This is a genomic window from Pseudomonas sp. 273, assembly GCF_029201425.1.
In the GTDB taxonomy this organism is placed as follows: domain Bacteria; phylum Pseudomonadota; class Gammaproteobacteria; order Pseudomonadales; family Pseudomonadaceae; genus Pseudomonas; species Pseudomonas delhiensis.
Map to the genome: position 1 here is coordinate 4,360,186 of NZ_CP116775.1, position 14,018 is coordinate 4,374,203.

The window sequence follows — 14,018 nt, forward strand, 5'->3', positions numbered from 1 at the left end:
CGCGCCGGACATCCCTGTGGCACGGATGGCGGCGGATAACCGCGAACGGTTATTCGCCCTACGTGCACGTCCACGAAAAAGCCCCGCACTCAGCAGGCTGTGTGAAAACCCGAGCGGCTCTTCGAAGAGAGCGTTCCTACGTGAAATCTGAAGAGGCTTGGCTATTCAGCCAATCCAGAATCCGCGTAGAAACGCGAAATCCAGGTTGTTTTTTAACCAGCGGGACCGATCCTGAGGTTTTCACACAGCCTGACTCAGGCGGGGCTTTCTTTCATGGGGCAAGCCTCAGCGCGCCGCGGTGCGGCCGCCCTTCTTCTTGCCGCCGAGCAGGTGCGAGAACACCGCGTGCAGGTCGCCCGAGGCGCTGTCGCCTTCCAGGTTCAGCTTGTCGTCGATGTGCGCCATGTGGTGCATCATCAGGGTCACGGCCTTTTCCTTCTCGCCTTTCTCGATGGCGTCGAGGATTTCGTTGTGCTCGTCGAACGAGCAGTGCGAGCGGCCGCCCGCCTCGTACTGGGCGATGATCAGCGAGGTCTGCGACACCAGGCTGCGCTGGAAGCTGACCAGCGGGGCGTTCCTGGCCATCTCCGCCAGCTTGAGGTGGAACTCGCCGGACAGGCGGATACCCGCGCCACGGTCGCCACGGGCGAAGCTGGCCTGCTCCTGCACCACCATCTCGCGCAGCTCGGCGTTGGCGTTGTCCACCGCCAGCTCGGTGATGGCGCGCTCGACGGTGCGCCGGGCGAAGAGTATCTGCCGGGCCTCGTCGATGCTCGGGCTGGCCACCACTGCGCCGCGGTTGGGGCGCAGCAGCACCACCTGCTCGTGGGCCAGGCGCGACAGGGCGCGGCGGATGATGGTGCGGCTGACGCCGAAGATTTCGCCCAGCGCCTCCTCGCTCAGCTTGGTGCCGGGCGCCAGGCGCTGTTCGAGAATGGCGTCGAAGATGTGCGCGTAGACGATCTCGTCCTGCGTGCCGGTACGGCTCTTGCCGTTGCGCGCCGGCTTCTTGATCTGTTGCAGCGGGTCGGTCATGGATCCTCAACCTTGTTGGGCGGACCGGCGGCCTGGGCAATCCGCTGCCAGGTACGCGGGCGCGACGAAATGATGGCCACCAGTGTACACAAAATGCCCAGCGCCGCGCACCCGGCGCATCCCCCTTGCCCTGCGGCATTCGGCCGTCCCCGCTGTACAAATTCTGCGCAATGTCGGGACGAATTTTCCGATGAATTGTTTGGAAGAAGCCGAGCGATAGGTACGAAACATTATTTGATTTTTTTGTATACAACCTCATAATCGCCGGCGTGACTTCCTGACTCGCAAGTCAAGAACACGCCCTCACAGCCTTCCGCCGAGCCAGGGACGCAGGTGAACCAGCCGACGGCAAGGACCAACAACAAGAGCGTTGAGGAGTACCCGCTGTGGAAAGCACCAAACAAGAACAACAAACCGCTGTCGCCTCCAGCCCACCCGCCACCGGCCTGCTCGAACGCCTGTTCAAGCTCAGCCAGCACGGCACCACGGTGAAGACGGAACTGGCCGCCGGCCTGACCACCTTCATCACCATGGCCTACATCATCTTCGTCAACCCCAACATCATGGCCGACGCCGGCGTCGACCACGGCGCGGCCTTCGTCGCCACCTGCCTGGCCGCCGCGCTGGGCTGCTTCCTCATGGGGCTGTACGCCAACTGGCCGGTGGGCCTGGCGCCGGGCATGGGCCTCAACGCCTTCTTCACCTACACCGTGGTCAAGACCATGGGCTACAGCTGGGAAATCGCCCTGGGCGCGGTGTTCATCTCCGGCGTGCTGTTCATGGTGCTGACCTTCTCGCGCATCCGCGAATGGCTGCTCAACAGCATCCCGCCGAGCCTGCGCTTCGCCATGGGCGCGGGGGTCGGGCTGTTCCTCGGGCTGATCGGCCTGAAGACCGCCGGCATCGTGGTCGCCAGCCCCGCCACCCTGGTGCACCTGGGCGACCTGACCAAGCCCGGCCCGCTGCTGGCGGCGATCTGCTTCCTGATGATCGCCGTGCTGGAGTACCGTCGGGTGTTCGGCGGCATCCTCATCAGCATCCTCACCGTCACCGTGGCCGGCATCGCCCTGGGCCTGGTGCAGTTCGGCGGGGTGTTCTCCATGCCGCCGAGCCTGGCGCCGACCTTCCTGGCCATGGACATCGCCGGTGCCTTCAACGTGACCATGATCAGCGTGATCCTGGCCTTCCTCTTCGTGCACATGTTCGACACCGCCGGCACCCTGATGGGCGTGGCCCAGCGCGCCCACCTGGTGCGCGAGGACGGCCGCATCGAGAACCTGTCCAAGGCGATGAAGGCCGACAGCGCCTCCAGCGTGGTCGGCGCCGTGCTCGGCGTGCCGCCGGTGACCAGCTACGTGGAAAGCGCCGCGGGCGTGGCCGCCGGCGGCCGCACCGGGCTGACCGCGGTGACCGTCGGCGCGCTCTTCGTCGCCGCCATGTTCTTCGCCCCGCTGGCCGGCATGATCCCCGCCTACGCCACTGCCGGCGCGCTGATCTACGTGGCCATGCTGATGATGGGCGGCCTGGCCCACATCGACTGGCAGGAGCACACCGAGACCATCCCGGCCATCGTCACCGTGATCATGATGCCGCTGACCTTCTCGGTGGCGGACGGCATTGCCCTGGGCTTCGTGACCTACGTGGCGATGAAGGTCTTCACCGGCCGCCACAAGGACGTGACCGTCAGCCTGTATGCACTCTGCCTTATATTTGTAGCCAAATTCATCTTCCTGTAATCTGGACGAGCCCCGCCACGGCCCCGGCGCACACACGCCGGGGCCTTTGCATTCGAGAGTCCGCGATGAACCTGGAAACCTGGCTGCTCTACAGCAGCGCCGCCCTGATCGTGATCCTGATTCCCGGCCCGCTGTCGCTGCTGATGGTCAGCAACAGCCTCAACTACGGGCTGCGCCGTTCGCTGCCGGCCTTCCTCGGCGGGGTCAGCGCCTCCATCTGCCTGCTCAGCGCCTCGGCCCTGGGCCTGGGCGCGCTGCTGCTGGCCTCGGAGAAGCTGTTCAGCGTGCTCAAGGTGCTGGGCGCGCTCTACCTGTTCTACCTGGCCTGGCAGAGCTGGAAGGAGTCCCGCGTCGCCGGCCAGCCGCGCGCCGCCGAGGAACTGCCGGTCAACCCGGGCTTCCGCAGCCTGTACTGGAAGGCCTTCGGCCTGGGCGCCAGCAACCCGAAGGACATTCTGTTCTTCGCCGCCTTCCTGCCGCAGTTCCTCAGGGCCGACCACCCGCTGTGGCAGCAGCTGCTGGTGATGATCCTCACCTGGGCGCTGCTCGACTTCGCCTGCAAGCTGTTCTACGGCCTCAGCGCCCGCGGCGCCGCGCGCTTCCTGCGCTCGGGCAAGGGTCAGGCCTGGTTCAACCGCGGCAGCGCCGCGCTCTTCGCCACCGCTGGCGGGGCTTCGTTGCTCAGCCGCTGAGGCCCATAGAACCGTTCGCGAGCAAGCCCGCGCCTACGAAAAGCACTGGCACCTGTAGGAGCGAGCTTGCTCGCGAACAGTGTTTACCGGCAGCAATGATGTTTAGGGTTAACTCCGCCCCCTCTCCTTGGGAGAGGGGGCTGTCCGGCGCGAACGAGAGGTTCGGCATCAACCTGTAGGAGCGGGCCCTGCCCGCGATTTCGCGCGCAGGGCGCGCTCCTACATGGGAACGCGGTGTAGGTGAGGCGGCGTAGGATGGGTGGAACGAAGCTCAACCCATCCTACGAAAAGCACCTCGGCGCAAGGCAACCGGCCCCATGGTACAGGCAAAAAAAGACCCGCCGAGGGCGGGCCGATGGGACTCCACGAAGAGTCGGGGTGGGAAGCCGGGTGGCGGGCTAGCTGCCGCGGTAGGTCGAATAGCTGTACGGCGAGATCAGCAGCGGCACGTGGTAGTGGTCGCTTTCCGAGGCGATGCCGAAGCGCAGCACCACCTGGTCGAGGAAGGCCGGTTGCGGCAGTTGCAGGCCACGGGCGCGGTAGTAGTCGCCGGCGTTGAACAGCAGCTGGTAGACGCCGGGGCGGAAGTCCTCGCCCTGCAGCAGCGGCTCGTCGCAGCGGCCGTCGTCGTTGGTCACGCGGGTGGCGACCAGTTCCAGCTGCTGGCCTTCCACGCGGTAGAGCTCGACCTTGATGCCATGGCCGGGGCAGCCGTGGGCGGAATCCAGTACGTGCGTCGTCAAACGTCCCATGGGCTCTGGGCATCCCCGGCGCGGCCGGCGGACGCCGTCCTCCTTCTCGGTGTGGTGTGGGTTGCACCCCGCAGGCGGCGGCCGGCCGGGTGGGTTGGATGGGACGAAAATACGCCATCACATAAATATTGTATACAAAAAACTTGCTTCCACGCCCCGAAACGGCGCCACCGCCCCAGCATGCGGCATTCCGGTCCGCTGCCGGCACGCTTGAGGCCGGAGGCCGCCGAGCTGACCAGTTGGGCAGGTAATTTGCTTGCTCTGCCTACGGATGCGGATGACGACGGATGGCGAAACTGGGGTGCGGGATTGCATTTACATTCGGCCACACAACTTGTATACAATATCTCGCAACACGGTGGCGCACGCCCTACCGCCCCGCGCCGCCCCCAACAAGAAGGAACACTGCAGTGAGCGCTGACTACCCACGCGACCTGATCGGTTACGCCGACAACCCTCCCCACCCGCACTGGCCGGGCGACGCGCGCATCGCGCTGTCCTTCGTGCTCAACTACGAGGAAGGCGGCGAGCGCTGCATCCTTCATGGCGACAAGGAATCCGAGGCCTTCCTCTCCGAGATGGTCGCCGCCCAGCCGCTGCAGGGCGCGCGCAACATGAGCATGGAGTCCCTCTACGAATACGGCAGCCGCGCCGGCGTCTGGCGCCTGCTCAAGCTGTTCCGCAAGTACGACCTGCCGCTGACCATCTTCGCCGTGGCCATGGCCGCCCAGCGCCACCCGGACGTGATCAGGGCGATGGTCGCCGCCGGCCACGAGATCTGCAGCCACGGCTACCGCTGGATCGACTACCAGTACATGGACGAGGCCCAGGAGCGCGAGCACCTGCTGGAGGCCATCCGCATCCTCACCGAGCTGACCGGCGAGCGCCCGCAGGGCTGGTACACCGGCCGCACCGGCCCGAACACCCGGCGTCTGGTGCGCGAGGAAGGCGGCTTCCTCTACGACTCCGACACCTACGACGACGACCTGCCCTACTGGGACCCGGCCAGCACCGCCGCCAAGCCGCACCTGGTGATCCCCTACACCCTGGACACCAACGACATGCGCTTCACCCAGGTGCAGGGCTTCAACAAGGGCGACGACTTCTTCGAATACCTCAAGGACGCCTTCGACGTGCTCTACGCCGAAGGCACCGAGGGCGCGCCGAAGATGCTCTCCATCGGCATGCACTGCCGCCTGCTGGGCCGCCCGGCGCGCCTGGCCGCGCTGGAACGCTTCATCCAGTACGTGAAGGGCCATGAGAAGGTGTGGGTCGCCCGCCGCGTCGACATCGCCCGCCACTGGTACGAGAAGCACCCGTTCCAAGCCCAGGAGAAACAGGCATGAGCCGCTTCCAGACACTGACCCCGGCCAGCCTCGGCCGCGCCGCCTTCGTCGCCGCCTTCGCCGACATCTACGAACACTCCCCCTGGGTGGCCGAGAAGGCCTACGACCTGGGCGTGGACGAGAGCCTCAACGACATCGAGAGCCTGCAGCAGCGCATGGCCGACATCCTCCTGTCGGCCAGCCATGAGGCCCAGCTGGCACTGATCAATGCCCACCCGGACCTGGCCGGCAAGGCCGCCGTGCGCGGCGAGCTGACCGCCTCCAGCACCTCCGAGCAGGCTGGCGCCGGCATCCACGAATGCACCGCCGAGGAGTTCGCCCGCTTCAACGAGCTCAACGACGCCTACAAGGCCAAGTTCGGCTTCCCCTTCATCAAGGCGGTGAAGGGCAGCGACCGCCACCAGATCCTCGCGGCCTTCGAGCAGCGCATCCACAACACGCCGGAGCAGGAATTCCAGACCGCCCTGGCCGAGATCAACAAGATCGCGATGTTCCGCCTGCAGCAGCTGTGAGCGCGCAGGACCGGACTAACACGTCACCAAGGAGAACAAGATGAGAACCTACAACGCTCCCTTCGAGAAATTCGTCAACCTGGCCGACGAGCGCCTGGGGAGCAAGGTGATCAGCGTCACCGACGAATGGTTCGCCGCTGCCAGCCGCATGCTGCAGCCCACCCCCGCGGTGTGGAAGGAAGGCGTCTTCGACGACAACGGCAAGTGGATGGACGGCTGGGAATCCCGCCGCAAGCGCTTCGAGGGCTACGACCACGCGGTGATCCGCCTGGGCGTGCCGGGCTCGATCAAGGGCGTGGACATCGACACCAGCTTCTTCACCGGCAACTTCCCGCCGTCGGCGTCCCTGGAAGGCTGCTTCGTGGCCGAGGGCGACCCCAGCGACGACACCCAGTGGACCGAGGTGCTGCCCTCCGTCGAGCTGCAGGGCAACAGCCACCACTACCACGAGATCAGCGACGAACGCCCCTACACCCACCTGCGCCTGAACATCTACCCGGACGGCGGCGTGGCGCGCCTGCGCGTGTACGGCATTCCGTTCCGCGACTGGGCCAACCAGAACCCGAACGAGCAGGTCGACCTCGTCGCCGCGCTGAACGGCGGCCGCGCCCTGGCCTGCTCCGACGAACACTTCGGCCGCATGAGCAACATCCTGAACCCCGGCCGCGGCGTGAACATGGGCGACGGCTGGGAAACCGGGCGCCGCCGCACCCCGGGCAACGACTGGGTGATAGTCGCGCTGGGCCACGCCGGCATCGTCGAGAAGATCGTCGTCGACACCCTGCACTTCAAGGGCAACTACCCGGAAAGCTGCAACATCCAGGCGGCCTTCGTGAAGGGCGGCACCGACAGCCAGATCGCCACCCAGAGCCTGTACTGGCGCGAACTGCTGCCGAGCCAGAAGCTGCAGATGCACAACGAGCACACCTTCATCGAGCAGATCAGGGAACTGGGCCCGATCACCCACATCCGCCTGAACATCTTCCCGGACGGTGGCGTCAGCCGTCTGCGCCTGTTCGGCAAGGTGGCCAGGTAAGCGCAACACCTCCCCCGTCATCCCCGCGAACGCGGGGATCCAGAGACACCGGGCTCCCGCGTTCGCGGGAGTGACGCAAGGGAAAGCGGTCCCCGGGCTCGCCCGGGCACAGAACAACGAACACAAGTGACCAGCCATGCGTACCCTGAAGATCGAACCGTTGACCAAGGAAGCCTTCGCCCCGTTCGGTGATGTCATCGAAACCGAAGGCAGCGACTACTTCATGATCAACAACGGTTCCACCCGCCGTTACCACAAGCTCGCCACGGTGGAGACCGCGCAGGCCGAGGACAAGGCGATCATCAGCATCTTCAGCGCCGAAGCACTGGAGATGCCCCTGCGCATCCGCATGCTGGAGCGTCATCCGCTGGGCAGCCAGGCTTTCATCCCGCTGCTCGGCAACCCTTTTCTGGTCGTGGTCGCGCCACTTGGCGACGCACCTGTACCGGGCCTTGTCCGCGCCTTCCTGAGCAACGGAAGGCAGGGCATCAATTACCACCGCGGCGTCTGGCACCACCCGGTGCTGACGATCGAAAAGCGGGATGACTTCCTGGTGGTCGATCGCAGCGGTTCCGGCAACAACTGCGACGAGCATTTCTTCACCGAGGACGAGCAACTGCTCCTCGACCCCCAACTAAACTAATAAGAGAGGCCCGTCCGCCGCGACGCCGGTGGCCGGGCAAGAGGTAATGACTGTGGAAGCACATCTCATCGAATGGGCGAACCTGCTGGTTCGCTGGATTCACATGATCGTCGGCATCGCCTGGATCGGTGCCTCGTTCTACTTCGTCTGGCTGGAAAACAACCTCAACCGCGCCAACCCGCGCGAAGGGCTCTCCGGAGACCTCTGGGCGATCCACGGCGGCGGCATCTACCACCTGGAGAAATACAAGCTGGCACCGCCGAAGATGCCGGACAACCTCCACTGGTTCAAATGGGAGGCCTACTCCACCTGGCTCTCGGGCGTGTGCCTGCTGACCATCGTGTTCTACCTGAACCCCAGCCTGTACCTGGTGGCCCCGGGCAGCGACCTGGCGCCCGCCGCGGCCGTGGCCATCGGCATCGGCTCGCTGATCGCCGGCTGGTTCATCTACTCCACCCTGTGCGACTCGCCGCTGGGCAAGACCCCCGCCCTGCTCGGCGCCATCCTGTTCGCCCTGCTGGTGCTCGCCGCCTACCTGCTCAGCCAGGTGTTCAGCGGCCGCGGCGCCTACCTGCACGTCGGCGCGATCATCGGCACCATCATGGTCGGCAACGTGTTCCGGGTGATCATGCCGGCCCAGCGCGCGCTGGTGAAGGCCATCGAGGAAGGCCGCGAGCCCGACCCGGTGCTGCCGGCCAAGGGCCTGCTGCGTTCGCGGCACAACAACTACTTCACCCTGCCGGTGCTGTTCATCATGATCAGCAACCACTTCCCGAGCACCTACGGCAGCCACTACAACTGGCTGATCCTGGCGTGCATCGCGGCGCTGGCGGTGATAGTGCGGCACTACTTCAACACCCGCCACAACGGCAACGGCATGGCCTGGGCCCTGCCCGCCGGCGCCGTGGGCATGATCGCCCTGGCCTTCGTCACCGGCCCGACGCTGCAGAGCGCCGCACCGACCAGCGCCAGCGCCCCGGCAAAGGTCGAGTACCAGCCGCTGCCGGAAACCGCCATCGGCGGCAAGACCGCCGCCGAGCGCGCCAAGGAAGACAGCGAGAAGGCCGCCGCCCCGGCGCAAGCCCCGGCCCAGGCGCAGGCCAGCAGCGCCGGCGGCAATGGCGACTTCGAGAAGGTTCATCACGTCATCCAGGAACGCTGCACCGTGTGCCACTCGGCCAAGCCGACCAGCCCGCTGTTCAGCGCCGCCCCGGCCGGCGTGATGTTCGACACGCCGCAGCAGATCCAGGCGCAGACCGCGAAGATCCAGGCGCTGGCCGTGGCCTCCCAGGTCATGCCGCTGGGCAACATCACCCAGATGACCCAGGAAGAGCGCAACCTGATCGGCTCCTGGATCGCCAGGGGCGCCCAGACCAACTGAGCCACCGCGGTTCGCCGGAACCAGGAAAACCGCACCTTCGGGTGCGGTTTTTTTATGCCCGCAGGCTTTTCGTAGGAGCGGACTCCGTCCGCGATTCCTCCGGCAAGGCCGGCGCCCGATGTTTCGCCTGCACCGCCCAAGCCATGTAGGAGCACGCCCTGCGCGCGAATCGCGGACAGAGTCCGCTCCTACAGGAACACCGACTCCACGGAATAAAACTGTAGTCCCACCCGACCTACGGCTACATCCCGCCAAGACCACGTAACACGCGGCCTAGAGCGACCCGAAACCCGTCATTCACAAGCCGACTAGCTAGTTGTATACAAAAACATATTGAAGCGAATACACATCGACGCTATAAAGTCCCGCACCGCTTCACCCGCACGGCCCCGGGGGTGTGGCGAGCCAGTACTACCCGGTCGCCGAGCCTGATCGGCGCCCACCAGTGACACAACAATAAAAATCGAGGTGTTGCATGTCCGAGGTAACTGAGCGCCACGCTGCCGGCTCGTCCGCCGACCAGCGTCTGCCGTTGCTGCAACTGCTGCTGGTGGGATTCCAGCACGTGCTCCTGATGTACGGCGGCGCCGTGGCCGTCCCGCTGATCGTCGGCCAGGCCGCCGGCCTGTCCCGCGAGGAAATCGCCTTCCTGATCAACGCCGACCTGCTGGTCGCCGGCATCGCCACCGTGGTGCAGTCGCTGGGCATCGGCCCCGTCGGCATCCGCATGCCGGTGATGATGGGCGCCAGCTTCGCCGCCGTCGGCAGCATGGTGGCCATGGCCGGGATGCCCGGCGTGGGCATCAACGGCATCTTCGGCGCCACCATCGCCGCCGGCCTGTTCGGCATGCTCGTGGCGCCCTTCATGAGCCGCATCGTGCGCTTCTTCCCGCCGCTGGTGACCGGCACCGTGATCACCTCCATCGGCATGTGCCTGTTCCCCGTGGCCATCAACTGGGCTGGCGGCGGCAAGGGCGCGGCCAACTTCGGCGCCCTGGAGTACCTGTTCCTGTCCAGCCTGGTGCTGGCCGCCATCCTGCTGGTCAACCGCTTCCTCAAGGGCTTCTGGACCAACGTCTCGGTGCTCATCGGCATGCTGCTGGGCTACGTCGTCGCCAGCGGCATGGGCATGGTCGACCTGTCCGGCATCGACGCCCGCCCGGCCTTCGAGGTGGTCACCCCGCTGCACTTCGGCGCGCCCAGCTTCCACCTGGCGCCGGTGCTGTCCATGTGCCTGGTGGTGCTGATCATCTTCGTCGAGTCCACCGGCATGTTCCTCGCCCTGGGCAAGATCACCGGCGACGAAATCTGCCCGCGCCGCCTGCGCCGCGGCCTGCTGTGCGACGCCACGGCGTCCTTCTTCGCCGGCTTCATGAACACCTTCACCCACTCCTCCTTCGCCCAGAACATCGGCCTGGTGCAGATGACCGGGGTGCGCAGTCGCTTCGTCACCGTCGCTGCCGGCGGCTTCCTGATCCTCCTGAGCCTGATGCCCAAGGCCGCCTACGTGGTCGCCTCGATCCCGCCGGCGGTGCTGGGCGGGGCCGGCATCGCCATGTTCGGCATGGTCGCCGCCAGCGGCATCCGCATCCTCCACGAGGTGGACATCGTCGACCGGCGCAACCAGCTGCTGGTGGCGGTGAGCATCGGCATGGGCATGGTCCCGGTGGTGCGCCCGGACTTCTTCGCCGCCCTGCCCGCCTGGATGGAGCCGATCACCCACAGCGGCATCGCCATGACCGCGATCTGGGCCGTGCTGCTCAACCTGCTGTTCAACATCCTCGGCGAACGTGGCCGCGACGCCCTCTGCGGGCACCACTGAAGCCGACGCTTTCGGCGGGCCCCTCCCGACGCCTGCCGCTTCCAGCCGCGCCTCACTCCTGCGCGGCTTTTTTCATTCCCCGCCGCACGAAACCATCCGCAGGCACGGTTCGTAGCCATGATCGCGGACAGAGTCTCCTACAGGGAAATGCCACGCCTTCCGGCAACTTGTAGGAGCGAGCTTGCTCGCGAACGGACTCCGCAGCGGGGTTTATTCGCGAGCAAGCTCGCTCCTACGAAGAGCATTTCGGCACGGGCCGCAAGACAGTTGCTCCTACGGTTCCAGGAAGCACGGGCGTAGGAGCGGGCCCTGCCCGCGATTCGCGCGCAGGGCGCGCTCCTACAGGGGAATGGCATGGCACGGTCGTAGGAGCGGACTCCGTCCGCGATTGGACTCACCGGCCACGCCGGACGCCCCGGTGGCACGGCCAACGGCGGATAACCGCGAACGGTTATTCGCCCTACGCCAAACGGCCGGCCGCAAACGAAAAGGCCGCGCATCCTGCGATGCACGGCCTCACCTTCCTTCACCCGGCTTTCACCGGGCCGCTGCAGCCTCCCGCCGCATGGGACTGCGCAGCGCCGACGTCTCGCTCAGCGGCATGCTCTCGGGCCGGTAGCCCAGGCGCAGGCCGCCCCAGTGGCGGCCGTTGACGAAGATCGGCACCGACAGGTCGTGCATCAGCTCGCCGGTATCGCGGCAGTAGGTCTGCAGCAACAGCGCCTGCTGGTGGCTGCCGCAGCGGATCCCGGTGCGGTCGTCGAACAGGCGCTTGCTGCGGCTCTTCAGGCGGTCCACCTCGGGGTTGCCAGTGGGCGGCTGGGCGAAGGCGCGGTTGTGCGTCGGCACGTAGCCCTCGGCGGTGCAGGCGATGGCGAACACCAGGCCTTCGTGGCGCTGCAGCAGGTCTTCCTGGATCTTCGGCAGCACCTCGTCGGTATAGCGGTCGAAGCGCGTGCCGTACTTCTGCGGCTCGGTGCCGGGAATCGGCTGATAGTGGCGGTCGAACAGGTCCTCGACGGTGATCCGGCCGTCGTCGAGGTCGGCGGCGAAGCGCGCCCCTATGCTCGACGCCCCTTCGCGGGCCAGGTCGTAGACGCGCTGGTGGTAGTCGTCCAGGCCGACCTCGGCCAGGCGCTCGCTGATGGCCTCGGCCTGCGCCTCCAGGTGCACGGCGGCGTCGGCCAGGCGGTGGGTCTGCTCGTCGCTGACGCGGATGTCGCCGCGCATGCTCTCCACCGCGGCGAACAGGTTGTCCAGCTGGTGGCGGTTGATCTCGGCGCCCTCGGCGATCTCGGTGATCTGCCGCTCGACGCCGGCGGCCAGTCCGGCGATGCCTTCCAGCTGCCCGCCGGTGCTTTCCACCTGGGCCAGGCCCTCGTCGAGGTCGGCGGCCAGCTGGAGGATCTGCTCGGCGACCTGGGCGGTGCGCTGCTGGATGTCCTCGACCATCTGCCCGACTTCCTCGGTGGCCTCGGCGGTGCGCGCGGCCAGCCCGCGCACCTCGTCGGCGACCACCGCGAAGCCGCGGCCGTGCTCGCCGGCGCGGGCCGCCTCGATGGCGGCGTTGAGCGCCAGCAGGTTGGTCTGGCTGGCGATGGACTGGATCACCTGGGTGACGCGCTGGATGTCCTCGCTGCGCTGGCTCAGCGCCTCGATCAGCGCCCGGCTCTCGCCGGCGCGGCCGCTGAGCTGGTGCATGCGGGCGATCGCCTGCTGCAGCTCGGCACGCCCGGCGTCACTGCCGGCGCGGGCCTGGGTGGCGGCTTCCATGGCCTGGCGCGCCAGGCTGGAGGTGGCGCGCTCGGTGTGGATCATCACCTCGGCGCTGCCGACGATCTGCTCGGCCGCCGCCAGCTGCGACGCCAGGCGCTCCACCAGGCGCTGCACGGAATAGGACACGCCGGCGGCGGACAATGCATTGTGGCTGGTGCTGCGGGACAGGTCGCGGGTCAGCGCGGCCAGCTCCGGCGCCGCGGACGATACGCCGGGCAAGCTGCGGCGCTGGCCGACGAACCAGGGCAGCCAGAGCAGCGCGAAACCGAGCAGCAGGCACAGCGACAGCGGCCAGCCGCCCAGCGACTGGGCGATGAACAGCGCGAGAAGACCGGCAGTCTGCAGGGAAAGAACGAGGAAGATACGCGAACGTGTCGGGTCCATGAGGGCACCTCTCCAGCCACCGCCCGCCCCGTGGAACACCCGGGTTGGCGCAGGCCCTGAATTATTGTTGTCAGGGCCATTAGGCGACCATTTGTCAGCCGCGGCTATCGTCCCTTAGTCGGTAGTGTGGCCGTCATTCCGGGTTGACGCACCTACTGCGATTCGACTCCTGGTGCAGTAGGTGTCATCTGATTCAGAAGCAGGCACGGTCTACCCGCAAGGTGGAATAGCGCCCGAACGAGGACGGAGAGCGGCCTTGGCTGAGGGTGCGGGTGCCGGCCGAAGCCGCCGCGGACTGAGAACGCGCGGCCCGTGGGCCGCGCGAGGTGGCGCTCAGTTGCTCGAACCGGACTGGTAGGTGTTCACCACGCAGCCATTGGCGTCGTAGTTGATGCTGAAGAAGTTCAGGTACTTGTCGTTCCAGTAGGTGCTGCTGCCGGCGCCGTGGGCGCTGGCCTGGTCGCTCGGGGTGCCGAACATGTCCTCGATTTCCTTGCGGCTCATGCCCGGGACGATTTCCTTGCGCACCATGGCGGTCCGCAGGTCGCGCTCGGAAAGCCCGGTGGAGCAACCCGGCCGCTCCTCGGAGCCACCCACCACGGTCACCCGTGTGCCGCCGACCGGCGCCGGGTTGGCCGGTGGCTGCGCCGGATAAGCCCCCGCCGGGGCATAGTCCGCAGGTGGCGCCTGAAGCGCCGGCTGCGCCATCACCGCCCCCTCGCCGCTGCCGCTGGGCCGGCGGTTCTCCACGTTCAACTCGACACCGGCGTTGCCGCCGTTGGGGCAGGCCTGCTTGGTGAAAGTCACCTTGCCCTGCGCATCGACGCACTTGTAGATCGTATCCGCCTGCGCCCAGGCGGCGCAGAACAACAGCGGAACCGCAACGAGAACACCCTTCATACA

12 protein-coding genes are annotated in these 14,018 nt (G+C 66.7%); 8 read left to right on the forward strand and 4 right to left on the reverse strand.

Features of this window, described 5'->3' with window-relative positions; all coding sequences use genetic code 11:
• Window positions 1–285: 285 nt before the first annotated feature.
• Complete coding sequence (locus PKO50_RS19810) at window positions 286–1,035, reverse strand: GntR family transcriptional regulator (RefSeq protein WP_275626999.1); 750 nt, start codon at window positions 1,033–1,035, stop codon at window positions 286–288.
• Window positions 1,036–1,421: 386 nt separating this feature from the next.
• On the opposite strand from PKO50_RS19810, the gene PKO50_RS19815 reads away from it, so the two are divergent.
• On the forward strand, window positions 1,422–2,771 hold the full coding sequence (locus tag PKO50_RS19815) for an NCS2 family permease (RefSeq protein ID WP_275627000.1): 1,350 nt from the start codon (window positions 1,422–1,424) through the stop codon (window positions 2,769–2,771).
• 65 nt (window positions 2,772–2,836) lie between these two features.
• Window positions 2,837–3,463 (forward strand): LysE family translocator, encoded by a 627-nt coding sequence (locus PKO50_RS19820; RefSeq protein WP_275627001.1) that lies wholly within the window; start codon window positions 2,837–2,839, stop codon window positions 3,461–3,463.
• A gap of 398 nt (window positions 3,464–3,861) precedes the next feature.
• Here PKO50_RS19820 and uraH read toward each other — a convergent pair whose 3' ends face one another.
• Entirely contained in the window at window positions 3,862–4,215 is a 354-nt protein-coding gene (gene uraH / locus PKO50_RS19825) for a hydroxyisourate hydrolase (protein ID WP_275627002.1), read from the reverse strand.
• 410 nt (window positions 4,216–4,625) lie between these two features.
• Here uraH and puuE point away from each other — a divergent pair, with 410 nt between their 5' ends.
• The 6 genes from puuE to PKO50_RS19855 all read left to right on the forward strand — a co-directional run bounded on the left by puuE (window position 4,626) and on the right by PKO50_RS19855 (window position 10,955).
• Entirely contained in the window at window positions 4,626–5,561 is a 936-nt protein-coding gene (gene puuE, locus PKO50_RS19830) for an allantoinase PuuE (protein ID WP_275627003.1), read from the forward strand.
• Window positions 5,558–6,073 (forward strand): 2-oxo-4-hydroxy-4-carboxy-5-ureidoimidazoline decarboxylase, encoded by a 516-nt coding sequence (gene uraD, locus PKO50_RS19835; RefSeq protein ID WP_275627004.1) that lies wholly within the window; start codon window positions 5,558–5,560, stop codon window positions 6,071–6,073. Before puuE ends, uraD begins: the two co-directional genes overlap by 4 nt.
• A 40-nt stretch (window positions 6,074–6,113) precedes the next feature.
• Window positions 6,114–7,109: an allantoicase gene (alc, locus tag PKO50_RS19840; RefSeq protein WP_109935398.1), complete on the forward strand. Its 996-nt coding sequence runs from the start codon at window positions 6,114–6,116 to the stop codon at window positions 7,107–7,109.
• 136 nt (window positions 7,110–7,245) lie between these two features.
• Window positions 7,246–7,752, forward strand: a complete 507-nt coding sequence (locus PKO50_RS19845) for an ureidoglycolate lyase (protein ID WP_275627005.1) — start codon at window positions 7,246–7,248, stop codon at window positions 7,750–7,752.
• 52 nt (window positions 7,753–7,804) lie between these two features.
• Complete coding sequence (locus tag PKO50_RS19850) at window positions 7,805–9,133, forward strand: urate hydroxylase PuuD (RefSeq protein ID WP_275627006.1); 1,329 nt, start codon at window positions 7,805–7,807, stop codon at window positions 9,131–9,133.
• A gap of 475 nt (window positions 9,134–9,608) precedes the next feature.
• The gene (locus tag PKO50_RS19855; protein WP_275627007.1) at window positions 9,609–10,955 is read left to right on the forward strand and encodes a nucleobase:cation symporter-2 family protein; all 1,347 of its coding nucleotides are present in this window, start codon (window positions 9,609–9,611) and stop codon (window positions 10,953–10,955) included.
• 537 nt (window positions 10,956–11,492) lie between these two features.
• Here PKO50_RS19855 and PKO50_RS19860 read toward each other — a convergent pair.
• Window positions 11,493–13,115: a methyl-accepting chemotaxis protein gene (locus PKO50_RS19860; protein WP_275627008.1), complete on the reverse strand. Its 1,623-nt coding sequence runs from the start codon at window positions 13,113–13,115 to the stop codon at window positions 11,493–11,495.
• Between the two features lie 333 nt (window positions 13,116–13,448).
• On the reverse strand, window positions 13,449–14,015 hold the full coding sequence (locus PKO50_RS19865; RefSeq protein WP_109935403.1) for a DUF4124 domain-containing protein: 567 nt from the start codon (window positions 14,013–14,015) through the stop codon (window positions 13,449–13,451).
• Window positions 14,016–14,018: the final 3 nt, after the last annotated feature.

Excerpts from the sequence above, each read along its gene's own strand:
- PKO50_RS19810 (WP_275626999.1), bottom strand. The coding sequence starts at position 1,035 with ATGACCGACCCGCTGCAACAGATCAAGAAGCCGGCGCGCAACGGCAAG.
- PKO50_RS19820 (WP_275627001.1), top strand. The coding sequence starts at position 2,837 with ATGAACCTGGAAACCTGGCTGCTCTACAGCAGCGCCGCCCTGATCGTG.
- uraH (WP_275627002.1), bottom strand. The coding sequence starts at position 4,215 with ATGGGACGTTTGACGACGCACGTACTGGATTCCGCCCACGGCTGCCCC.
- uraD (WP_275627004.1), top strand. The coding sequence starts at position 5,558 with ATGAGCCGCTTCCAGACACTGACCCCGGCCAGCCTCGGCCGCGCCGCC.
- alc (WP_109935398.1), top strand. The coding sequence starts at position 6,114 with ATGAGAACCTACAACGCTCCCTTCGAGAAATTCGTCAACCTGGCCGAC.
- PKO50_RS19845 (WP_275627005.1), top strand. The coding sequence starts at position 7,246 with ATGCGTACCCTGAAGATCGAACCGTTGACCAAGGAAGCCTTCGCCCCG.
- PKO50_RS19855 (WP_275627007.1), top strand. The coding sequence starts at position 9,609 with ATGTCCGAGGTAACTGAGCGCCACGCTGCCGGCTCGTCCGCCGACCAG.
- PKO50_RS19860 (WP_275627008.1), bottom strand. The coding sequence starts at position 13,115 with ATGGACCCGACACGTTCGCGTATCTTCCTCGTTCTTTCCCTGCAGACT.
- PKO50_RS19865 (WP_109935403.1), bottom strand. The coding sequence starts at position 14,015 with ATGAAGGGTGTTCTCGTTGCGGTTCCGCTGTTGTTCTGCGCCGCCTGG.